This window comes from Massilia sp. 01N417 (assembly GCF_056399645.1).
Window position 1 is genome coordinate 20024 of record NZ_JBFTRS010000028.1, and the last position, 22767, is coordinate 42790.

Annotated in this window: 22 protein-coding genes; 5 read left to right on the plus strand and 17 right to left on the minus strand. The window is 65.6% G+C overall.

Annotation, left to right across the window (positions count from 1 at the left end; translation table 11 throughout):
• Window positions 1-3 precede the first annotated feature (3 nt).
• Together AC1DOQ_RS23770 and AC1DOQ_RS23775 are read right to left on the minus strand one after the other, a co-directional pair.
• Entirely contained in the window at window positions 4-891 is an 888-nt protein-coding gene (locus AC1DOQ_RS23770) for a hypothetical protein (RefSeq protein ID WP_477369813.1), read from the minus strand.
• A gap of 56 nt (window positions 892-947) precedes the next feature.
• Window positions 948-1877: a histone deacetylase family protein gene (locus AC1DOQ_RS23775; protein WP_477369816.1), complete on the minus strand. Its 930-nt coding sequence runs from the start codon at window positions 1875-1877 to the stop codon at window positions 948-950.
• A 118-nt stretch (window positions 1878-1995) separates the two neighbouring features.
• Between AC1DOQ_RS23775 and AC1DOQ_RS23780 the strand changes: the two genes are divergently transcribed.
• From AC1DOQ_RS23780 to AC1DOQ_RS23800, 5 genes are all read left to right on the plus strand, one after another.
• Window positions 1996-2916, plus strand: coding sequence for an AAA family ATPase (locus tag AC1DOQ_RS23780; protein ID WP_477369818.1), 921 nt, complete (start codon window positions 1996-1998; stop codon window positions 2914-2916).
• 24 nt (window positions 2917-2940) lie between these two features.
• Window positions 2941-3945 carry a DUF58 domain-containing protein gene (locus AC1DOQ_RS23785; protein ID WP_477369975.1) on the plus strand — a complete coding sequence of 335 codons (1005 nt, stop codon included), beginning with the start codon at window positions 2941-2943 and terminating at the stop codon, window positions 3943-3945.
• Entirely contained in the window at window positions 3942-5960 is a 2019-nt protein-coding gene (locus tag AC1DOQ_RS23790; protein WP_477369821.1) for a transglutaminase TgpA family protein, read from the plus strand. Before AC1DOQ_RS23785 ends, AC1DOQ_RS23790 begins: the two co-directional genes overlap by 4 nt.
• Entirely contained in the window at window positions 5957-7105 is a 1149-nt protein-coding gene (mltB, locus tag AC1DOQ_RS23795) for a lytic murein transglycosylase B (protein ID WP_477369824.1), read from the plus strand. The genes AC1DOQ_RS23790 and mltB overlap by 4 nt, the downstream gene beginning before the upstream one ends.
• Before the next feature lie 452 nt (window positions 7106-7557).
• Entirely contained in the window at window positions 7558-7902 is a 345-nt protein-coding gene (locus AC1DOQ_RS23800; RefSeq protein ID WP_442123671.1) for a hypothetical protein, read from the plus strand.
• 141 nt (window positions 7903-8043) lie between these two features.
• On the opposite strand, the gene cysM is transcribed toward AC1DOQ_RS23800, so the two are convergent.
• The 15 genes from cysM to AC1DOQ_RS23875 form a co-directional block, all read right to left on the minus strand.
• Window positions 8044-8946, minus strand: coding sequence for a cysteine synthase CysM (gene cysM / locus AC1DOQ_RS23805; protein ID WP_477369827.1), 903 nt, complete (start codon window positions 8944-8946; stop codon window positions 8044-8046).
• 182 nt (window positions 8947-9128) lie between these two features.
• The gene (locus tag AC1DOQ_RS23810; RefSeq protein ID WP_477369830.1) at window positions 9129-9482 is read right to left on the minus strand and encodes a ComEA family DNA-binding protein; all 354 of its coding nucleotides are present in this window, start codon (window positions 9480-9482) and stop codon (window positions 9129-9131) included.
• A 98-nt stretch (window positions 9483-9580) separates the two neighbouring features.
• On the minus strand, window positions 9581-10591 hold the full coding sequence (gene rfaE1 / locus AC1DOQ_RS23815; protein ID WP_477369833.1) for a D-glycero-beta-D-manno-heptose-7-phosphate kinase: 1011 nt from the start codon (window positions 10589-10591) through the stop codon (window positions 9581-9583).
• Between the two features lie 8 nt (window positions 10592-10599).
• Window positions 10600-11970 (minus strand): UDP-glucose dehydrogenase family protein, encoded by a 1371-nt coding sequence (locus tag AC1DOQ_RS23820; RefSeq protein ID WP_477369836.1) that lies wholly within the window; start codon window positions 11968-11970, stop codon window positions 10600-10602.
• Between the two features lie 4 nt (window positions 11971-11974).
• The gene (gene lapB, locus AC1DOQ_RS23825) at window positions 11975-13150 is read right to left on the minus strand and encodes a lipopolysaccharide assembly protein LapB (protein WP_477369839.1); all 1176 of its coding nucleotides are present in this window, start codon (window positions 13148-13150) and stop codon (window positions 11975-11977) included.
• A 15-nt stretch (window positions 13151-13165) separates the two neighbouring features.
• Window positions 13166-13468 carry a LapA family protein gene (locus AC1DOQ_RS23830; RefSeq protein ID WP_230027580.1) on the minus strand — a complete coding sequence of 101 codons (303 nt, stop codon included), beginning with the start codon at window positions 13466-13468 and terminating at the stop codon, window positions 13166-13168.
• Between the two features lie 164 nt (window positions 13469-13632).
• Complete coding sequence (locus tag AC1DOQ_RS23835; RefSeq protein WP_008446215.1) at window positions 13633-13938, minus strand: integration host factor subunit beta; 306 nt, start codon at window positions 13936-13938, stop codon at window positions 13633-13635.
• Between the two features lie 18 nt (window positions 13939-13956).
• Entirely contained in the window at window positions 13957-15663 is a 1707-nt protein-coding gene (gene rpsA, locus AC1DOQ_RS23840; protein ID WP_477369842.1) for a 30S ribosomal protein S1, read from the minus strand.
• A 91-nt stretch (window positions 15664-15754) separates the two neighbouring features.
• Entirely contained in the window at window positions 15755-16417 is a 663-nt protein-coding gene (gene cmk / locus AC1DOQ_RS23845) for a (d)CMP kinase (protein WP_477369845.1), read from the minus strand.
• A gap of 34 nt (window positions 16418-16451) precedes the next feature.
• Complete coding sequence (gene aroA / locus AC1DOQ_RS23850; RefSeq protein WP_477369848.1) at window positions 16452-17783, minus strand: 3-phosphoshikimate 1-carboxyvinyltransferase; 1332 nt, start codon at window positions 17781-17783, stop codon at window positions 16452-16454.
• Entirely contained in the window at window positions 17780-18685 is a 906-nt protein-coding gene (locus AC1DOQ_RS23855; RefSeq protein WP_477369851.1) for a prephenate dehydrogenase, read from the minus strand. The genes aroA and AC1DOQ_RS23855 overlap by 4 nt, the downstream gene beginning before the upstream one ends.
• Complete coding sequence (gene hisC, locus AC1DOQ_RS23860) at window positions 18686-19789, minus strand: histidinol-phosphate transaminase (RefSeq protein ID WP_477369854.1); 1104 nt, start codon at window positions 19787-19789, stop codon at window positions 18686-18688.
• A gap of 112 nt (window positions 19790-19901) precedes the next feature.
• The gene (gene pheA, locus AC1DOQ_RS23865; protein WP_477369857.1) at window positions 19902-20972 is read right to left on the minus strand and encodes a prephenate dehydratase; all 1071 of its coding nucleotides are present in this window, start codon (window positions 20970-20972) and stop codon (window positions 19902-19904) included.
• Between the two features lie 114 nt (window positions 20973-21086).
• Window positions 21087-22175 carry a 3-phosphoserine/phosphohydroxythreonine transaminase gene (gene serC, locus AC1DOQ_RS23870; protein WP_477369860.1) on the minus strand — a complete coding sequence of 363 codons (1089 nt, stop codon included), beginning with the start codon at window positions 22173-22175 and terminating at the stop codon, window positions 21087-21089.
• A gap of 13 nt (window positions 22176-22188) precedes the next feature.
• Window positions 22189-22746, minus strand: coding sequence for a DUF2059 domain-containing protein (locus AC1DOQ_RS23875; RefSeq protein ID WP_477369863.1), 558 nt, complete (start codon window positions 22744-22746; stop codon window positions 22189-22191).
• Window positions 22747-22767: the final 21 nt, after the last annotated feature.

Here is a 22767-nt window from a genome sequence, read left to right on the forward strand (position 1 = left end):
AAGCTAGCGCGCATAGTTGACCATCGTGCCCAGCATCACGGAGACGATGCCGCTCCAGCTCGCTTCCGTGGAGTGGCTGTAGACTTCGCGATCGTCGCGGAAGGACACCGAGTGGTAAGCCCACTTGGTGCTGCCGCCCTCGTTGGGCGCCGTCCCCAGCGTGAGGTCGTTGCAGAACCAGTCGCGCGGATTGCACAGCGACCTGCCCGAACTGCCCGAGACGCCGCCCGCGCTGTGGTAGGCCTCGACGCCGTCGTCCTGGCCCGGCAGGAGGAAGGAGCCCGGTCCGCCGGAGGCGCCGGCATACATGTAGAACCAGATGTTGCGCGTGACGTTGTGGTTGTACATGGCACGCGCGGTACTGGTCTTCACGTCCTGCACCAGCGGTTCCGACGTGCTCCAGGCACCGTAGTCGGCCAACTCGGAACCGCCGCCTGAACCGGCCGCGGAGAGCACCCACTTGATGTTCCAGCCGGTCTGCGAGGTGCCGCCCGCATTCCCGCACACGCCCGAGGAATTCGGCACCGCATTCTTCTTCATGCGCGCCGAGCCGCCGTAGTTGGCCAGCACATAGCCCATCATCAGGTCGCCCGCGCTGTGGGTCGCGATATAGCACCAGTTGTTCCCGGTGCAGAAGCAGTCGAGGGCATTGCGGATGAGGCCACTCTGGCTGGCGATGCTGCTGCGCCCGTCCCAGTTGACGGACTTCTTGTTGATGCCGGCATTGATGGTGCCGAGGCCCCAGTAGGTCCAGCTGTTGTAGTTGCCGATGGCGCCGCCGCCGGTGCGGCCGTTGATCCAGAGACTGTAGTTGGTCGCCGCTGCCGGGCTCGCCGCCGATGCGGTGAGCGCGAACAGGCACAGCGCCATGAAGGTGCGCAGCAGTTTCATATCCCCTCCAGTCCAATGTATTGTCGAGGTTAGATACCGCTGCGTTGCGGTGGTTCTCAGTCGAGATCGGCCAGCGCCTTGACGTGCACCGCTACGCTGCGGCCTAGTGCGGATAAATTATAGCCCCCTTCCAGGCAGCTGACGATGCGTCCGCTTGCGTGCTCGCGGGCGACCTCGACCAGCCGGTGGGTGATCCACGCGTAGTCGGCCTCGACCAGGGCCATGCCGCCCAGGTCATCCTCCCTGTGGGCGTCGAAGCCGGCCGAGATGAAGATCATCTGCGGCCGGTGCGCATGCAGGGCCGGCAGCCATTGCTCCAGCACGATCTTGCGCACCACCTCGCCGCCGCTGTAGGCCGGCACCGGGATGTTGACGCTGTTTGCCGTGACCGGGGTCGGCTCGGTGTAGGGGTAGAAGGGATGCTGGAAGAAGCTGGCCATCAGCACGCGCGGATCGTCGCGGAAAGACTCGTCGGTGCCGTTGCCGTGATGGACGTCGAAGTCGACGATGGCGACCCGCTCCAGTCCATGCACCTCGAGCGCATGGCGGGCGGCGATGGCGACGTTGTTGAAGAGGCAGAAGCCCATCGGTTCGCCGGGGCGTGCGTGGTGGCCGGGCGGGCGGACCGCGCAGAAGGCGTTGTCGATGCTGCCGGCGATGACGGCGTCGGTGGCGGCCAGCGCCAGCCCGGCGGCGCGCAGGGCGGCGCGGTAGCTGTCCTTGCACAGCAGGGTGTCGCCGTCGAGCGGATAGTGTTCGCCGGCCGCGGGCAGGTTCTCGCGCACCAGGTCCAGCGCGCCCCGGCTGTGGTTGCGCAGGATCGCCGCCTCGTCGGCCGGCGGGCCGTCGCAGCGCTCGACCAGGCCGTCCAGCCTGGCCAGGATCAGCTGGTCCTCGATCGCCTGCAGGCGCGCCGGCGTCTCCGGGTGCCAGTCGCCCATCTCGTGCAGGGAACAGTCGGGGTGGCTGTAGATTGCTGTACTCATTGTGCTGCGCTCATCCGTATCACATGGATCGGCGTTCTCGCATAGAATCGAAAGGCCGAAAAGATTGCCGATGACGCTAATCTACCATGCGCCTCGGATCGACGAGAAGAAGCCATCCATGTTCAAACAATTACATTCCGCCGCGCGCCAGGTCGGACAGATCGTGGTGGGCAAGGACCAGCAGGTACGCCTGGCCCTCACCTGCCTGCTGGCCGGCGGCCACCTGCTGATCGACGACGTCCCCGGCGTCGGTAAGACCACGCTCGCGCATGCCCTCGCCTTGTCGCTCGGCCTGCAGTTCAACCGCGTGCAGTTCACCAGCGACCTGCTGCCGGCGGACGTGGCCGGCATCTCGGTGTACGAGCGCGAGAAGAACGGCTTCGTGTTCCATCCCGGCCCCATCTTCACCCAGGTGCTGCTGGCCGACGAGATCAACCGCGCCACGCCCAAGACCCAGTCCGGCCTGCTGGAAGCGATGGAGGAGCGCCAGGTGACGGCCGACGGCGTCACGCGCGCCCTGCCGGAACCCTTTTTCGTGATCGCGACCCAGAATCCGGCGCACCAGGTCGGCACCTTCCCGCTGCCGGAGTCCCAGCTCGACCGCTTCCTGATGTGCCTGTCCCTCGGCTACCCCGACGCCAGTGCCGAACGCGCGCTGCTGATGGGCGAGGACCGGCGCGCCATGCTGAAGACCCTGCAGCCGGTGATGCGGCCGGAAGAGCTGCTCGATGCCCAGCGCTCGCTGCGCGGGATCCACGCCTCCGGCGCCCTGGTCGACTACCTGCAGGCCCTGGCCCAGGAATCGCGTTCCGGCAAGCTGTTTGCCGAAGGCCTGTCGCCGCGCGCCACCCTGGCCCTGCTGCAGGCGGCGCGCGCCTGGGCCGCACTGGAAGGACGCGACCACGTGATCCCGGAAGACATCCAGGCCCTGCTGGTGCCGGTCTGCGCGCACCGCCTGCGGCCGCTGAAGGCCGCGCATGGGGGCGGCAGCGCCAGCCGCGACCTGGTGCTGCAGCTGCAGAAGTCGGTGCCGGTCTGAATGGTGGACGCGGCATTGACCAGGCTGCCGCTCGGGGTCCGCATCTTCGGCTGGCTGCGCGGACGGCGCAGCACCTGGCGCGAACGCACCACCGCGCGCGACCGCGGCGAGGTCGAGCTGAGCCAGCGCCGCGTCTACATCCTGCCGACCCGCGCCGGCCTCGGCTTCGGCGCCCTGCTGCTGGCGCTGCTGATCGGCTCGGTCAACTACAGCCTCGGCCTGGGCTTCGGCCTGACCTTCGTGGCCGCCGCCTGCGCGCTGGTCGACATGATCCATACCTACCGCAACCTGGCCCACCTGCACCTGCGCCCGGGCCGCGCGGGCGCGGTGTTCGCGGGCGAAGAGGCATCCTTCGAGCTGCTGCTGGCCAACCGCACCCGCCTGGCCCGCTACGCGCTCTGGGTCGATGTCGACACCGTCAAGGAGGCGCGCCATGCGGTCGACGTCGCGGCCGGCTCGAGCGCCGCCGTGGTGCTCTCGGCCACCAGCAGGCGGCGCGGCTGGATGAAGGCGCCGCGCGTGCGCCTGTCCACCCGCTTCCCGCTCGGCCTGTTCAATGCCTGGAGCTACTGGCAGCCCGACAGCCGCGCGCTGGTCTATCCCTATCCCGAGCAGGACGCGCCGCCGCTGCCGTTCAGCGGCCACCCGAGTCCGGACGGCGTCAAGAGCGCCGGCAGCGACGACTTCGCCGGCGTGCGCAGCTACCAGCCGGGCGATCCGCTGCGCCAGCTGGCCTGGCGCCACATCGCGCGGCTCGATCCGGCGTTCGGCGGCCAGCTGGTCACCAAGCAGTTCGAAGGCGGCTCGATGGACGAGCTGGTGCTCGACCTCGACGCGCTGCCGCAACGGCTCGACCTCGAACTGAAGCTGTCGCGCCTGGCGCGCTGGGTGCTGGAGGCCGAGCTGCGCGCCCTGCCCTATGCGCTGCGGCTCGGCCGCCACGGGATCGAGGCCGCGCTGGGGCCGGCCCACCAGGCCGCCTGCCTGGAAGCCCTTGCGCTGTACGGCAGCGCCGGCGAGGCCGCATGAAAGCCCTGCGCCCCGCCGTCCCGCTGTCGCGCGACAAGCAGGACACCCTGCTGTTGCTGGCCAGCACGGTGCTGGTGCTGCTGCCGCACACCGCCCACCTGCCGCCCTGGGTGACCCTGCTGTGCGGCGCGACCCTGGTGTGGCGCGCCGCACTCACCCTGCTGGGACGGCGCATGCCGGCCAACCTGGTGCTGGTGCCACTGGCGATCGCCGCGATGGCGGGCGTGCTGCACACCTATCACACGGTGCTCGGGCGCGATGCCGGGGTCGCGATGCTGGTGCTGCTGGTGGCCTTCAAGATGCTGGAGATGCATGCGCGGCGCGACCTGTTCGTGGTGGTGTTCCTGTGCTTCTTCCTGGTACTGACGAATTTCTTCTACTCGCAGGGCATCGGCACCGCCTTGCTGATGCTGGTCTCGGTGGTGGCCCTCCTGACCACCCAGCTGTCCTTCCAGCTGACCGGTGCCGTACCGCCCTTGCGCACCCGCCTGCTGATGGGCGCGAAGATCCTGGCGCTGGCGGCGCCGCTGGCGGCGCTCGGCTTCTTCCTGTTCCCGCGCGTCGACGGGCCCCTGTGGGGCCTGCCCGAGGATGCCCATGGCGCCCGCAGCGGCCTGTCCGACAGCATGGCGCCGGGCCAGTTCTCGAACCTGGCGCAATCGGACGATCCGGCCTTCCGCGTGAAGTTCGACGGCCCGCCGCCGGCCCAGCCGCAGCTCTACTGGCGCGGCCCGGTGCTGGGCGCCTACGACGGCCGCACCTGGACCCGGTTGCTGCCGCGTCCGCATTTCGGGCGCCAGGCGCCGCAAGCGGTAGCGATCTCGGTGCGCGGCGCGCCGCTGCACTACCAGGTCACGATGGAGCCCTCGAACACGCGCTGGCTGTTCGCCCTCGAGATGCCGCGCGCCCTGCCCCGGATGTCCGACGGCGCTGCCGGCGTGACGCCCGACCTGGAGCTGCAGGCCTCGGCCCCGGTACGCGAGCGGATCCGCTACGAGCTTTCATCCTACGTCGACTTCAGCCTGCAGGCCGATGAGCCGCTGGACAACGCCTACCAGTGGCTGCAGCTGCCCTACGGCCGCAACCCGCAGGCGCTGGCGGCCGGCGAGCGCCTGCGCCGGGACTATCCGCAAGCCATGCAGCGGGTGCAGGCGGTGCTGCGCCAGTTCGCCGGCGGCGGCTATGCCTACACGCTGCAGCCGCCCCTGCTCGGCGGCGACGCCGTCGACGAATTCCTCTACACCACCCGCGCCGGTTTCTGCGAGCACTATGCCGGCGCCTTCGTGTTCCTGATGCGCGCGGCCGGCATCCCGGCGCGCGTGGTGACCGGCTACCAGGGCGGCGAGCTGAATCCGATCGACGGCTACTTCACGGTGCGCCAGTCGGACGCCCATGCCTGGGCCGAGGTCTGGCTGCGGGGACAGGGCTGGGTACGGGTCGACCCCACCGCCGCGGTCGCGCCGGAGCGCGTGCAACGCAGCCTGGCGCGCGCGCTGCCGGCGCCGGCGCCCTTCGGCATCGAAGGCCTGGGACGGCTGATGCAGCCGGACCCCGGCTCGCTGCTGGCCAGGGTCCGCTATGCGATCGCGGCCGCGAACAATGGCTGGAACCAGTGGGTATTGAACTACACGCCGCAACGCCAGCATGCCTTGCTGGAAAGCCTGCAGGACAATCTGTTCGGCTGGCGCAGCGCCGCCCTGCTGGCCCTGGGCTGCGGGCTGTTGCTGCTCGCAGGAAAATTGTCGCGGCAAGGGCGGATGGACCCGGTCGATAAGCTATACTCGGCCCTGTGCCAGCGCCTCGGCCAACTGGGCCTGCCGCGCGCGCCGGACGAAGGTCCGACGGCATATGCCGCGCGTGTCGCCGGCGCCGACCTGGCCTCCGGACCGAAGGCCGCCGCGGCCGAATTCCTGCGCCGCTACAGCGCCTGGCGCTATGCGCCTCCCACGCAGTCCCAGCCGCATGGCGCAGGCCTGCCGACTATCCTGAAAGAGTTGCTGTCCCGAGTTCGATGAAATCTTTTGTACCGCTGCTGCTTGCCCTCGCCATCGGTGCCGGGCATGCGTCCGACGCCGTCGCCGCCTCCTCGATCCACCATGCCAAGGCGGCCAAATCCGCCAAGGCTGTCAAAAAAGCCAAGGTCAAGGCCACGGCCGCGAAAGCCGCGCCGGCGCCCAAGCGTCCGGCGATCGATTACGAGGGCGAACAGGTCGCCTTCGGCGAATGGCAGGCGGTGCGCGATTTCGAAGACGAGATGGTCAGCCGCCACAACTTCGACCGCGCCGCGCTGGACGCACTGGTGGCCAGGACCCGCTTCATCGACTCCGCGGTCCAGCTGGTGAAGCCAGCCCCGCCTGGCAAGCCGAAGAACTGGCAGGCCTACAGCGAGCGCTTCATCGAGCCGATCCGCATCAATGCCGGCGTCCGCTTCTGGAACGAGAACGCGGCCCTTCTGGAACGCGCCGAGGCAGTCTACGGGGTGCCGGCCGAGATCATCGTCGGCATCATCGGTGTCGAGACCATCTATGGCCGCGACACCGGACGCTTCCGCGTGGTGGACGTACTGACCACCCTCGCCTTCGCCTATCCGGAATCGCCGAACCGCAACGACCGCATGCAGTTCTTCCGCAGCGAGCTGGAAAAGACCCTGGTACTGGCGCGCAAGGAGAACATCGATCCCTTCTCGCTGCTGGGCTCGTTTGCCGGCGCGGTCGGCATGCCGCAATTCATGCCTGGAAATATCCTGAAATACGGCGTCGACTTCGACGCCGACGGCATCGTCGACCTGCGCAACTCGGCCGCCGACGCGATCGGCAGCGTGGCCAACTTCCTGGTCAACCATGGCTGGGACCGGAATGCGACCGGGCCCTCGGTCTTCCAGGCCGACGTCGCGCCGAGCCTTGCCTGGGAGCCCCTGCTGGGCGGGCTCGAGGCCCGCTACGAGCCGGCCGAGCTGCGCGGCGCCGGTGTCGTCACGCGCACGCCGCTGCCGGAACAGCGCCAGTACGGCCTGATCGACCTGCAGAACGGCGCCGCTCCGACCGAGTACTGGGTCGCAAATGCTAACTTCTTTGCAATCACAAAGTACAATCGCAGTTATTTCTATGCCATGTCGGTGGTCGAACTGGGCCGCGCGGTGCGATTGGCGCGGGGTCTGTAACCCTTAATCAGCAATAAACTTTGTATCTGTTTGTAACGGTACAACAGTGTTATTGCTGAGCTAATGCAGTACTGACAACGATATACTCCCCGGGGTATGCTGGTTTCCTCGACGTAGTTCTCCGAGGAAACAGACCTTCCGCCCCGATACCCCCATGGTTCTTGGTGTTTCTACATGCTTTTTGGAAACGTGCGGCAGCGCATCGAGAATTGCTCTACACTTAATTTTAAATAAAAAGCAATTAATTTTTCAGTGAGTTTGTGAGAGAATTGCATTGCGGCTATTGTTGCAGCAAGACAACGAAATGAGCAGCCAAGCCGGATAGTTATTGCTCTCAAGTACTAAATTTTAAAAAGTTGTATAATTTAGTAGAAATTTTCGAAACTTTGTTGTGATAATAGAGTAGAGCCGCCAACGAGCTCCCTTAACCCAAAAATAGGAATAGTGACATCATGACGAACCAAGTCGGCATTGATATGAACAGCGATTCGGAGAATGACGAACTGCTGCAGTACAACCCGAACCGCCTGCTCGACACCCTGATCGAGAACCTGCGCCTGAAGAACGACGCAGCCCTGTCCCGCGCGCTGGAAGTGGCACCGCCGGTCATCTCGAAGATCCGCCACCACCGCCTGCCGGTCGGCGCCTCGCTGCTGATCCGCATGCACGAAGTCAGCGACCTGTCGATCCGCGACCTGCGCTACCTGATGGGCGACCGCCGTGCGAAATTCCGTATCAGCGACAAGCAGTTCAAACCGAAGGACAAGGACAACAACGCAGCCGCCAGCGCAGAATAACCGTGGGCGCGACGACGGACGGCGGCCACACGTGCCGCCGCACCGGTACCAGCATGACTACTGCCAGCTTTACCAGTTCATCCTCGTGAGGGGAGACACCCAGCGCCCAGACCTCGCGCCGGGAAAAAGACATCCAGCCAATCAGGCGGGGAACACACCCGTCGACAGATAACGATCGCCGCGGTCGCAGACGACGAACACGATCGTCGCGTTCTCCACGGTCTGCGAAATACGCAACGCGATTTCGCAGGCCCCAGCCGCGGAGATACCGCAGAAGATCCCCTCCTCGGCCGCCAACCGGCGCGCCATCTGTTCCGCAGCAGCCTGGGTCACGTTCTCGACCTGGTCGACGCGCGCCTTGTCGAAGATCTTCGGCATATAGGCTTCCGGCCATTTGCGGATGCCGGGAATCGACGAACCCTCTTCCGGCTGGGCGCCGATGATGCGGATCGCCTCGTTCTGCTCCTTCAGGTAGTGCGACACGCCCATGATGGTGCCGGTCGTGCCCATCGCGCTGACGAAGTGGGTGACGCGGCCTTCGGTATCGCGCCAGATCTCGGGGCCGGTAGTCTCGTAGTGAGCGCGGGGATTGTCCTGGTTGGCGAACTGGTCCAGGATGATGCCCTTGCCGTCCTTCTGCATCTGCTCGGCGAGATCGCGCGCATATTCCATGCCGCCGGTCTTCGGGGTCAGGATGATCTGGGCGCCGTAGGCGGCCATGCTCTGGCGGCGTTCGACCGACAGGTTGTCCGGCATGATCAGGAGCATCTTGTAGCCGCGGATGGCGGCCGCCATCGCCAGCGCGATGCCGGTATTGCCGCTGGTGGCTTCGATCAGGGTATCGCCCGGCTTGATCTGGCCACGCTCCTCGGCGCCGCGCAGCATCGACATCGCAGCGCGGTCCTTCACCGAACCTGCCGGATTGTTGCCTTCGAGTTTGCCGAGAATGACGTTGTTGCGGGCCGCGGCGTCGGCGCCGGGAATGCGTACCAGCTGCACCAATGGGGTGTTGCCGATCGTGTCCTGGATGGTCTTGTATGCCATGGGTTGCGTCTGCTTTCTTGCGATCTCAAAAACGCCATTCTAATCCGAGATCAAGACAGGCGTATCGAGCCGCCCGCAGACAGCATGATTCACAGCAATGGAGGGTGGGCACACCGTGCCCACGTGGCGGCCGGCGTGACGCAAGCTCTCGCGTGGGCTCGGCGAGCCCACCCTACCCTGGCTTACTTGGAAGCCTTGGCCGGCTTGGCAGCCTTGTCATCGGCCTTGGCCATCGGCGCAGCGGAATGCGCAGCCATCGGCGCGCCTTCCTTCGACTTGCCGTTCACCTGCAGGCCGGCTTCGGACAGCTTGGCGGCGCGCTTCTCGCCGACGCCCTTCACGCGCTTCTGGAAATCGGCCCAGTCCTTGAACTCGCCCTTGGCGCGTTCGTCGATGATGGTCTTCGACATGGCGGGACCGACGCCCTTCACCGAGTCAAGTGCCGCGGCATCGGCCTTGTTGACGTCGACCTGGGCGAACGCGATGTTGACCGACGCCGCCAGCGCGGCGATTGCAAGGAACAGTTTCTTGATCATCTGGTCTTCTCCGTTGGTTTGTAGGTGGACGGCGAGCGCCGCCCACATCCATTAACGGACCAGGCCGCCGGCCGTTGACGCCCGGCCTTTGGGAAGGCTCAAGCGCCGGCGTCGTCGGTGCGGCGGCGGTGCGCGAACAGCTCGTCGCGGGTGACGGTGGCCGTACCCAGTTTGCCGACCACGATGCCGCCGGCGCGGTTGGCGGTGGCCAGGGCTTCCGCCAGCGGCACGCCTGCGCCCAGCATCGCGGCCATGGTCGCGATCACGGTGTCGCCGGCGCCGGAGACGTCGAACACCTCGCGTGCGTCGGCATGCACGTGCAGCACCTCGTCGGCGGTGTACAGGCTCATGCCCTCTTCCGAACGGGTCAGCAGCAGCGCGGTGAGACCCAGCTCCTCGCGCAGGGCCTGGGCCTTCTCGGTGAGCTGTTCCTCGGTCTTCCAGCTGCCGACGATGCGCTTGAGTTCCGACTTGTTCGGGGTCAGCATGGTGGCGCCGGCGTAAGGCGAGAAATCGTCGCCCTTGGGGTCGACCATCACGGTCTTGCCTGCCGCGCGCGCCATGCGGATCATCTCGGCCACGTTTACCAGGCTGCCCTTGTTATAGTCGGAGAAGATGATGACGTCGTAGTCCGGCAGGATGGCCTTGAACTGGGTCAGCTTGTCGCGCAGCGTGGTCTCGCTGGGCGCCTCTTCGAAGTCGATGCGCACCATCTGCTGCTGGCGTCCGATCACGCGCAGCTTGACGATGGTGGAGATCTGCTCGTCCCGCTTCAGATAGGTATCGATGCTGGACTCGCGCAGGATCTGCTCGACCTCGTCGCCGGCCTCGTCGTTGCCGACCACGCCCAGCAGGCCGCAGTGGGCGCCGAGGGCGGCGGCGTTGCGCGCCACATTGGCCGCGCCGCCCAGGCGGGCTTCGCGGCGCTCGATGCGCACCACCGGCACCGGGGCCTCCGGCGAGATGCGCGAGACGTCGCCGAACCAGTAGCGGTCGAGCATGACGTCGCCGACCACCAGCAGGCGCACGCTCTCGAGCTGCGGCGCCTCGGCCTGGCGGTAGCTGTCGGTCGGTAGCAGCCGGCTGGGAATGTCCTTGTAGCTCGACATCGACGGCCTCACTTGCTGGTCAGGACCGAACGGCCGATCCCGTGGTATTCGATGCCCTGGCTGGTCATCAGGGCCGGTTCGTACAGGTTGCGGCCGTCGATGATCACCGGATTCTTCAGGCGCGCCTTGATCTGCTCGAAGTCGGGGCTGCGGAAAGCCTTCCACTCGGTGACGATCACCAGCGCCTCGGCGCCAGCCAGCGCGTCCATCGGCGCATCGGCGAAGCTGATGCGGGACAGCTTGTCCTCATCCAGGTCGAGGGCCAGCACGCGGCGCGCCTCTTCCATCGCCACCGGGTCGTACACGGTGGCGGTGGCGCCGCGCTCGATCAGCTCGGCCAGCAGCACCCGCGACGGCGCTTCGCGCATGTCGTCGGTGTTCGGCTTGAAGGCCAGGCCCCAGACCGCGAAGCGCATGCCGGACAGGTCCTCGCCGAAGCGGGCCACGACCTTGCGGCCCAGCACCTGCTTCTGGCGGTCGTTGACGGCTTCCACCGCGCTCAGGATCAGCAGTTCCTGGCCGTACTGGCGCGCGGTGCGCTCGATCGCCTGCACGTCCTTCGGGAAGCAGGAGCCGCCGTAGCCGGCGCCGGCATACAGGAAGCTGTGGCCGATGCGCGGATCGGAGCCGATGCCGTGGCGCACCGCTTCGATGTCGGCGCCCACCTTGTCGGCCAGGTTGGCCAGCTCGTTCATGAAGGAGATGCGGGTCGCCAGCATGGCGTTGGCGGCGTACTTGGTGAATTCGGCCGAACGCACGTCCATCCAGTAGGTACGCTCGTGGTTGCGGTTGAACGGCGCGTACAGCAGCTTCATCAGCTCGTGGGCGCGGCTGCCCGCCGGGGTGTCGTCGAGGCCGATCACGATGCGGTCCGGACGCATGAAGTCCTCGACCGCGGCGCCCTCTTTCAGGAACTCGGGGTTCGAGACCACCGAGAACTCGGCCTCGCTCTTGCCGCGCGCCGCCAGCTCCTCGCGGATCGCGGCCGAGACGCGGTCGGCGGTACCCACCGGCACGGTCGACTTGTCGACGATGACCTTGAAGCCGTCCATGTGGCGGCCGATGTTGCGGGCGGCGGCCAGCACGTACTGCAGGTCGGCCGAGCCGTCTTCGTCCGGCGGGGTGCCGACGGCAATGAACTGCAGGTGGCCGTGGGCCACGCTGGCGGCGACGTCGGTCGAGAAATGCAGACGGCCGGCGGCGCGGTTGCGCGCGACGATCTCTTCCAGTCCGGGTTCGTGGATGGGGATGCCGCCGTTGTTCAGGAGGTCGATCTTGCGCTGGTCGACGTCGAGACAGAACACATCGTTGCCGAGTTCCGCCAGGCAGGCGCCGGTGACGAGACCGACGTAGCCGGTGCCGATAATCGTAATCTTCATATTCTTAATTCATCACATTGAGTTCTTCGGTGCGGCGCGGCGGGTAGGTTTCCCACTTGCTGCATCCCGGGCATTGCCAATAGTACTGGCGTGCCTTGAAACCGCAGTGGCTGCACTGGTAGCGTGCGAGCTTCTGCGTATAACCGTGGACGAGGTTCTTCACCATCGACAGCTCTTCCCAGACATTCGCCGGCGCATCCATGAGGCGTGCTTCGAGCAGTTTGTCCAGGCCGAGCAAGGTCGGGTTGCGGCGCAATTCTTCGACCACCAGCTGTTTGGCAGCGTCCACGCCGTTCAGTTCGATGACGGCCTTGAACACCACCTCGATCAGATCAATCGACGACGCTTCCGCCAGGTAGGAGCGCAGCAGGTTCACGCCTTCCTGGGGCCGGCCGACCTTGCGGTAGCCGTCCATCAGGCGGGCCGCGACCAGGGCCACGTGGGGTACGCTCTGCTGCTCGACGCGGCGCCAGGTCTTGAGGGCGCCTTCGATGTCGCCCTGGGCGGTCTGGGCGTCGCCGTACAGCATGGTCGCGCGCACGCTCTTGCGGTCGGCCTGCAGGGCCTTGTCGAGCAGCTGCATGGCGTCGGCCGGCTGCATGTGCACCAGCGCGTCCTGGGCCAGCTCGCAATAGAACTGGGCGATTTCCTTGTGCTGGGCGCCGGCGCCGGATTCCTGCAGGCCCTCGGCGGCGGTGATCGCGCGGCGCCATTCCTTTTCGCGCTGGAAGATCTCCAGCAGGGCGCGCCGGGCCTGCACGCCGTACTGCGTGTCGACCAGCAGGTTGAAGGTTTCCTCGGCGCGGTCCAGCAGGCCGGCCTTCAGGTAGTCCATGCCGAGTTCGTACTGGGCGTGCACCTGCTGCTCGATCGGCAGGTCGGGACGCGACAGCAGGTTCTGGTGGACGCGGATGGCACGCTCGGTCTCGCCGCGGCGGCGGAACAGGTTACCGAGCGCAAAGTGCATCTCGGCGGTTTCGGGGTCCAGCTTGACGATCTCGATGAAGGCATCGATCGCCTTGTCGGGCTGCTCGTTGAGGAGGAAGTTCAGGCCCTTGAAGTAGCCGCGTGGCAGGCTGCGCGATTCGGACACGAGTTGCTTGATGTCGACGCGGGCGGCGATCCAGCCGAGGGCAAAAAAGACGGGGATGCCGAGCAGCCACCAGATTTCAAATTCCATGTGATTCTTTTTTTGTTAGCGGGGGGTGACGCTGTCGGGTTGCGGGGCGCTGGCGGCGGTGCCGGCGGCGCTCTGCAGGGCCTGGATGGTGTTCTTGTGCTGGGAGCTTTCGCGGCGGTGGCGGAACACGGTGGGCGTGACCGCCAGGATGCCGAGGAAGGCGCCGGCGATGAAGAAGGCCAGCAGCATCAATACCAGTGGTCCGCGCAGTTCATAGCCCAGGAAGAAATGCAGGTCCACCTGGTCGGTATTCTTGAGGGCGAAGCCGAAAAAGAGGACGAACAGGATGCATCCAAGGATGGCGGAAACAATCTTCATCTCATTTGGTCCTGTCAGGAAATACGTCGAAGGCAAAGTGTCGCATATTTGAGTGGAGTTTTCAAAACACCCCGTCATTCCCGCGAAAGCGGGAATGACGTTTAAACGAAAAAAAACGGCATCTCCGAAGAGACGCCGTTTCTGTCCGCCGGACGGCAGACGACTCAGTCTTCGATGATCGGTTGCCCGACCATCGCGTCGACCCGCTCGCGCAACTGCTTGCCCGGCTTGAAGTGGGGTACCCGTTTTTCGGGCACCATCACCTTGTCGCCGGACTTCGGATTACGTCCGATGCGGGGCGGCCGGCTGTTCAGCGCGAAGCTGCCGAAACCGCGGATCTCGATGCGCTGGCCGGTCGCCAGGGCGTTGGTCATCGCATCGAGGATGGTCTTGACAGCGTATTCCGCATCTTTGGCCACCAGCTGGGAATAACGTTCAGCCAGGCGGTTGATCAGCTCGGACTTGGTCATCTGCGCGGTCCCAGGTTATTAACCCTTGTTGTCGAGCTTGGCCTTCAGCAGGGCGCCCAGCGAGGTGGTGCCCGATGCGGCGTTGCTGTCCGAAGCCAGCTTGCTCATCGCTTCCTGGGTGTCGGCGTTGTCCTTGGCCTTGATCGACAGCTGGATGCTGCGTGCTTTGCGATCGATGTTGATGACCAGGGCTTCGACCTTGTCGCCCACTTTCAGGTGGGTGCCGGCATCTTCAACGCGGTCACGCGAGATTTCCGAAGCGCGCAGGTAGCCTTCGACTTCGTCGCTCAGGGCGATCACGGCGCCTTTCGGCTCAACCGATTTCACGGTACCGGTGACCAGGGTGCCCTTGTCGTTCAGCGAAGCGAAGTTGTTGAACGGGTCGCCTTCCAGCTGCTTCACGCCCAGCGAGACACGCTCGCGCTCGACGTCGATTGCCAGAACCACGGCTTCCAGCTCGTCGCCCTTCTTGAACTTGCGCACGGCTTCTTCGCCGGCTTCGGTCCAGGACAGGTCCGACAGGTGCACCAGGCCGTCGATGTTGCCCGGCAGGCCGATGAACACGCCGAAGTCGGTGATCGACTTGATCGAACCCTTGACCTTGTCGCCCTTCTTGTGGGTCATGCCGAAGTCGTCCCACGGATTCGCCTTGCACTGCTTCATGCCCAGCGAGATACGGCGACGCTCTTCGTCGATTTCCAGGACCATGACTTCGACTTCGTCGCCCAGCTGGACAACCTTGTTCGGAGCCACGTTCTTGTTGGTCCAGTCCATTTCCGAGACGTGCACCAGGCCTTCGATGCCCTGCTCGACTTCCACGAACGCACCGTAGTCGGTCAGGTTGGTGACCTTGCCGAACAGGCGGGTGCCTTGCGGGTAGCGACGCGACAGACCGGTCCACGGATCGTCGCCCAGTTGCTTCACGCCCAGCGAGACGCGGTTCTTTTCCTGATCGTACTTCAGGACCTTGGCGGTGATTTCCTGGCCGACGGTCAGGACTTCCGACGGGTGACGCACACGACGCCATGCCAGGTCGGTGATGTGCAGCAGGCCGTCGATGCCGCCCAGGTCGACGAACGCACCGTAGTCGGTGATGTTCTTGACGACGCCGGTGACCACGGTGCCTTCCTTCAGCGTTTCCATCAGCTTCGCACGCTCTTCGCCCATCGATGCTTCGATGACGGCGCGACGCGACAGCACGACGTTGTTACGCTTGCGGTCCAGCTTGATAACCTTGAATTCGAGGGTCTTGCCTTCGAACGGGGTGGTGTCCTTGACCGGACGGGTGTCGACCAGCGAACCCGGCAGGAATGCGCGGATGCCGTTGGTCAGGACGGTCAGGCCGCCCTTGACTTTACCGTTGACGGTACCGGTGACGATTTCACCGGATTCCATTGCTTTTTCCAGAGCCAGCCACGATGCCAGGCGCTTGGCCTTGTCGCGCGACAGGATGGTATCGCCGAAACCGTTTTCCAGCGATTCGATGGCCACGGAAACGAAGTCACCCACGTTGACTTCCAGTTCGCCCTGGTCATTCTTGAATTCTTCGATAGGAATGAAAGCTTCCGATTTCAGGCCGGCGTTGACGATCACGAAGTTGTGATCCAGACGCACGACTTCGGCCGAAATGACTTCGCCCGAACGCATGTCTTGACGCGACAGCGACTCTTCGAAGAGTGCTGCGAAGCTTTCCATGCCGGTATCTTGATTTGCTGCAGTAGCCATGAGTTTTTTAAAGGTTAGCCAGCAGAACGGCGAAATGCGCTCTGAACTGGGTCAGGTTGAAACACACCCGGGAAACACGCCCCGGGCACCACTAGCCGTGCGCCCACCAGCCGAGCACCTTGGCGACCGCGTCTTCCACGGTCATCTCCGAGGTGTCGAGGATATGCGCACCCTCTGCCGGGACCAGCGGCGCCACGGCGCGCTGAGTATCGCGCGCATCGCGGGACTGCAAATCCGCCAGCAGATCGTCCATATTAGCAGAAAACCCTTTGTCAATCAATTGCTTATACCGGCGTTGCGCACGCGCCTCGACACTTGCCGTCAGAAACACTTTCAGCTTGGCGCCGGGGAAGATGACGGTCCCCATATCGCGCCCGTCTGCCACCAGGCCCGGGGTCTGGCGAAAGCCCAGCTGCAGCCCGAACAGGGCCTGGCGCACCGCCGGCAGGGCCGCGATCCTGGAGGCGGTATTCCCGACTTCCTCGGCGCGGATCGCATTGCTGACGTCTTCCGTGCCCAGGTAGATGTGGCCGCCGTTGAAGCGGGCCGGCAGGTGCTCGGCCACCTTGGCGACCGCGTGCTCGTCCGACAGGAGGGTGCCGCGGCGCAGCGCCGACAGCGCGGTCAGGCGGTACAGGGCGCCGGAATCGAGCAGGTGGAAGCCCAGGTGGTCGGCCACCCGGTGGGCCACCGTGCCCTTGCCGGACGCGGTCGGGCCGTCGATAGTGATGACGGGAATATTTGAGTGAGGCATATGTAGATTATTTATTTACCAATGGCCCAAGGCGTCAGAATAATTCGTCTTTGGCAATCGACGCAAACGTTTCGAAATAATCCGGGAAAGTCTTGGCCACGCACTTCGGATCGTTGATGCGCATGGCATTGCCGCGCCGCGCCTTGCCGTCCAGCGAGGCCAGCGAGAAGCACATCGCCATCCGGTGGTCGTCGTAGGTGTCGATGGTGGCCGGCTGCAGCTCGGCCGGCGGGGTCACGCGGATATAGTCCGGGCCCTCCTCCACGATCGCGCCGACCTTGCGCAGCTCGGTCGCCATCGCGGCCAGGCGGTCGGTCTCCTTCACGCGCCAGCTGGCGATGTTGCGCAGCGTGCTGGTGCCGTCGGCGTACAGCGCGGCCACGGCGATCGTCATGGCGGCGTCCGGGATGTGGTTGAAGTCGGCGTCGATGGCTTTCAGGACGCCGTTCGAACGGGCCTCGATCCAGGTATCGCCCTTGACGATGGTCACGCCCATCTGCTCGAGCGCGTCGGCGAAGCGCACGTCGCCCTGGATGCTGTCGCGGCCCACGCCCTCGACCCGCACCGGACCGCCGGCAATCGCGCCGGCCGCCAGGAAGTAGGAGGCGGACGAGGCGTCGCCCTCCACGTGGATGGTGCCGGGAGTCTGGTAGCGCTGGCCCGGCTGCACCGTGAAGGATGCCCAGCCGTCCTGCCCGACCGTGATGCCGAAGCGGCGCATCAGGTTCAGCGTGATCTCGATGTAAGGCTTGGAGATCAGCTCCCCTTCCACCTCGATGGTCACCGGATGGTCTTTCGCCATCAGCGGTGCGGCCATCAGCAGCGCGGTCAGGAACTGGCTCGAGACATTGCCGCGCACCGACATGCGGTCGGCGTGGATGTGGCCGCGGCGGATGCGCAGCGGCGGATAGCCCGGGTTGCCGGTGTATTCGATCTGGGCGCCGACCGCGTTCAGGGCGTCGACCAGGTCGCCGATCGGGCGCTCGTGCATGCGCTGCACGCCGTGCAGGGTGTAATCGCCGCCGATCACGGCCAGGGCCGCCGTCAGCGGACGAATCGCGGTGCCGGCATTGCCCATGAAGAGGTCGGCCGCATGGATGGGCAGCTGCCCGCCGGCGCCGTGCACGACGTGGGTGCGCTCGTCGAGCTGCTCCCACTGGATGCCGAGCGACTTGAGGGCGCCCAGCATCACCAGGGTGTCGTCCGAGGCCAGCAGGTCGTGGATGGTGGTCGTACCCTCGCTGAGCGCAGCCAGCAGCAGGGTACGGTTGGAAATGCTCTTCGAGCCCGGCAGGCGCACGGCGCCTTCCACGTGCATCACGGGTTCCAGGTCGAGGTGTTCGGGGTAGTGTTTTGCTTGGCTCATTCTGTTCCTGATTCCGGTGCGGGCGGCTTTTCGGCGGCCTCGATCGCTTCGATCCATGCGCGGCGCGCGCGCTGGGCATTGCCGTAGATTCCCTCCAGCGCGGCGCCATTTGCTTCCGCCAGGCGCGCGCGCAGGCCATTCAATTGTGCCAGATAGGCATCCAGCTCACCGAGCAGCGCGTCGCGGTTGGCGAGGCTGATGTCGCGCCACATCTCGGGCGAGGAGCCGGCGATCCGGGTGAAGTCGCGGAAACCGCTGGCCGCATACTGGAACAGCAGGTCCGCATGCGGCTTGTTGGCGATATCGTCGACCAGCGCGTAGGCCAGCAGGTGCGGCAGGTGGCTGACGGCGGCGAACACCTTGTCGTGCTCTTCCGGTGCGAGGACATGGATGATGGCGCCACAGGCGCGCCAGGCGGCGGCCACCTTGTCGACTGCCGCCGGCGGGTTTTCCGGCAGCGGCGTCAGCACGGCTTTCTTGCCGCGGTAGAGGTCGGGGATGGCGGCGTCCGGACCGTTCGATTCGCGCCCGGCGATCGGGTGGCCGGGCACGAACTGGGCGATCCGTTCGCCGAGCACGGCGCGCGCACTGGCCACCACGTCCGACTTGGTGCTGCCGGCGTCGGTGACGATGGTATGCGGCTCCAGCCAGGGCAGCAGCGACTCGAGGATGCGGCCGGTCTGGGCCACCGGCGCCGCCAGCAGCACCAGGTCGGCGCCGCGCAGGGCCTGCCGCGGATCGGTACAGGCTTCGTCGATGATGCCGAGCTGCCCCGCCCTTTCCAGCGCCGCGCCGGAGCGCTCCAGCCCGACGATTTGCCGCGCCGCGCCGGCCGCCTTCAGGCCGAGGGCGAAGGAGCCGCCGATCAGGCCGACGCCGACGATGACGACTTTATCGAACATTCAGGCCAGTGCCTTCCGCAGTGCTTCAATGAAGCGCGCATTCTCTTCCGGCAGGCCGATCGAGATGCGCAGCCACTGCGGCAGGCCATAGGCGCCGACCGGACGCACGATTACGCCCTGCTTCAGCAGCGCCAGGTTGACGCGCGCGCCCGCACCTTCGTCCTCGCCCACCTTCACCAGCACGAAGTTGCCGTGCGAGGGCACGTACTCGAGCTTGAGCTCATCGAAGGCGGCGGTCAGCTGCTTGTAGCCGGCGCGGTTGTTCTCCGCCCCCTTCTGCAGGAATTCCTTGTCGTTCAGGGCGGCGATGGCCGCTGCCTGGGCCAGGGAATTCACGTTGAAGGGCTGGCGGATGCGGTTCATCAGATCGGTCACCGCCGGCTGGGCGATCGCGAAGCCGACGCGCAGGCCGGCCAGGCCGTAGGCCTTCGAGAAGGTGCGCGAGACGATCAGGTTCGGGAACTTGCGCACCCACTGGGTCGATTCGAACTGGTCCTTCTGTTCCAGGTATTCGTTGTAGGCCTCGTCCAGCACGACGACGACGTTGGCCGGCACCTTGGCGAGGAAGGCTTCGATCTCGGGCGCCGAGATGAAGGTGCCGGTCGGGTTGTTCGGATTGGCGATGAAGACCAGTTTGGTGTCCCCGTCGATCGCGGCCGCCATCGCATCAAGGTCGTGGCCGTAGTCCCTGGCCGGCACCACGATGCCGCGCGCGCCAACGCCCTGGGCCGCCAGCGCGTACACGGCGAACGAATACTGCGAGTACAGCACGGCCTGGCCCTTCTGCACGAAGGCGTGGGCGGCGATCTCGAGGATGTCGTTGGAGCCGTTGCCGAGGGTGATCCAGTCGGCCGGCACATCGTAGCGCTTGGCCAGCGCGGCCTTCAGCTCGAAGCCGTTGGCGTCCGGATAGCGGCCCAGTTCCGCGGCGGCGGCGGCCATGGCCTGCTTTGCCGATTCCGGCACGCCGAAGGGATTTTCGTTGGACGCCAGCTTGACGATGGTGGCTTCATCCAGGCCGAACTCGCGGGCGACTTCGGAAATGGGTTTGCCCGCCTGGTAAGGGGCGATGGCACGGACGTATTCTGGACCGAATTGCGACATGATTTCTCTCTGGGTTGATTCTGTAATCAGTTAGCTTAACAGGACCTCGAAGAACCGTAGCGAGCAGGGCAGGCCGGAAATGTGCCCGCGCAGTAGGTTATTCGAGGTTCCACTACAGGCCGACGGGGTAGGAGCCCAGGACCTTGAAGAAAGCGGCGTTGGCTTTCAGTTCCTCGAGGGCGCGGGCGACGGCCGCATCCTGCAGGTGCCCTTCGACGTCGACGTAGAAGTAGTATTCCCAGGTGCCGATGCGCGCCGGGCGCGACTCGAAGCGGGTCATCGACACGCCATGCCCGGCCAGCGGCGCCAGCAGGTTGTAGACGGYGCCGGCCTTGTTCGGCACCGCCAGCACCAGCGAGGTGCGGTCCTGGCCCGACGGGCCGGTGGCCTGGCAGCCGATCACGGCAAAGCGCGTGCGGTTGTGCGGATCGTCCTGGATATGGGCTTGCACCACGCCCAGCTTGTACTGCTCGCCCGCCATCTCGCTGGCGATCGCGGCGATGGTCGGATCCTGGCTGGCCAGCACGGCGGCTTCGGCGTTCGAGGCGACGGCGCGGCGCTCGACGTTCGGGTGATGCAGGTTGAGCCAGGCCTGGCACTGGGCCAGGGCCTGCGAATGCGCGCACACGACTTTCACGCCGTCCATGCTGCCGGTCTTGCTCATCAGGCTGTGGTGGACCGGGATCGAGACTTCGCCGCTGATGATGGCGGTGGTGGCCAGCATCAGGTCGAGGGTGCGGTTGATCGCACCTTCCGACGAATTCTCGACCGGCACCACGCCGTAGTCGGCGGTGCCGGCCTCGGTGGCGCGGAACACTTCGTCGATCGACACACAGGGCAGGCCTTCGACGGCGCTGCCGAAATGCTGGAACACGGCCTGCTCGCTGAAGGTGCCGGTGGGGCCGAGATAGGCGACCGTGATGCGCTTTTCCAGCGCGCGGCAGGACGACATGATCTCGCGGAAGATGGTCTGCACGTCCTGGTCCTTCAGCGGACCGGGATTGTTCTCGGCCACCTTGCGCAGCACCTGGGCTTCGCGCTCCGGGCGGAACACCGGCGCATTGGTTTCGGCCTTCACGTGGCCGACTTCCTGGGCAACCTTGCCGCGACGGCTCAGGAGTTCGAGGATTTGCGCGTCGATGGCATCGATCTGTTCGCGCAGGGGGAGTAGTTTGTCTGTCATTGTTTGCTCATGAATTTGAGTTTGCCGCCGTCGTAGGGTGGGCACGCAGTGCCCACGCGAAAAGCGGCGTCACGCGAACGTCACGCGTGGGCACGGCGTCCCCACCCTACCGTCCTAGCGCCCGGCAAACTCGTTCAAATAATCGACCAGGGCATGCACGCCCTCGATCGGCATCGCGTTGTAGATCGATGCCCGCATACCGCCGACGGACTTGTGGCCCTTCAGTTGCAGCAGCCCGCGCGCCTTGGCGCCGGCCAGGAATTGGTCGTTCAGGGATTCGTCGCGCAGGTAGAAGGGTATGTTCATGCGCGAACGGCAATCGGGCGCCACGCGATTCTGGTAGAAATCGTCGGCATCCAGCGCCTCGTACAGCAGGCGCGCTTTTTCGATATTGCGCTGTTCCATCGCCGCGACTCCACCTTCGCGCTTCAGGTGGGCGAACACCAGGCCGGCGATGTAGATCGCGTAGGTCGGCGGCGTGTTCAGCATCGAGTCGGCATCCGCCACCGCGCGCCAGTTGAAGACGCCGGGGCAGATCGGCAGCGCGTGGTCCAGCAGGTCGTCGCGCACGATCACCAGGGTCAGGCCGGCCGGGCCGATGTTCTTCTGGGCGCCGGCGAAGATCACGCCGTATTTCGAGACGTCGACGGCGCGCGACAGGATGTGCGAGGACATGTCGGCCACGAGCGGCGTCTCGCCCTGCACGGTCGGCACGAAATTGAATTCGACGCCGTCGATGGTCTCGTTGGTGCAGACGTGCAGGTAGGCGGCGTCGCTGCTGAGTTTCCAGCTTTCCTGCGGCGGCACCGTGGTGAAGCCGCTGGCCTCGCCGGAGGCGGCGATGTTGACGTTGGCGTAGCGCCGCGCTTCCTTCAGGGATTTGCTGGACCAGGAACCGGTCTGCACGAAGTCGATGGTGGCCGGCTGGGGCTTGCGGCCGGCCAGGTTCAGCGGCACCAGGGAATTCTCGCCCAGTCCCCCGCCCTGCATGAACAGGATCTTGTAGTTGGACGGGACGTCCAGCAGTTCGCGCAGGTCGGCTTCGGCCTGCTGGTAGATCGAGATGAATTCGGGGCCGCGGTGGCTCATCTCCATCACCGACATGCCGCTGCCGTGCCAGTCGAGCATCTCGGCGGCGGCCTGCTGGAGAACTTCTTTCGGGAGGACGGCCGGGCCGGCGGAAAAATTGAAAACCTGGGTCATCGCGCCTGTTGCCTCACTTCCCGCCGAGAGCCTGGTGGCTTTGCGCCATGGCTTTCTGGATCCGCGGCATCATCACGCGCTGGCTGATCTCCATGCTGCGGGCCATCAGCTCGGGCGCCCTGGCCTGCATCTTCTGGCCCAGCGGCGAGGTGTAGAAGGCGGTCAGCTGGCGGATCTCGTCCAGCGTATAGGTTTCCGCATACAGCGGCACCATTTCCGCGATCATGTCGTCGACCAGGGTCGGATCGGCGAACAGCGCGTGCGCCTGGACGGCCGCGGCCTTGGTCGCCTCGTCGAGCTTCTTCAGCTGCTCGGCCTTCTGATCGGCGCTCAGGTTGGGATTGCCGTTGATCGAGGCCGTCATCGTCGAGCGCATCTGGGCCGGCATCCGCTGCTCCATTTGCGCCAGCATGTTCGTCATCATGTCGTGCACTTTCATTGCCGCCAGCATGTCCCTGGTCGCCGCGACCACCGCCGGATCGGCGGACGGCACCGGCGCCGCCGCCAGACCGAAAGCGGGTGCGCAGCTCAGAATGAAGGCGGAAGCGATAGCGGCGAGCGGTTTTCTCATGATGATCCTTTGGATGGACGG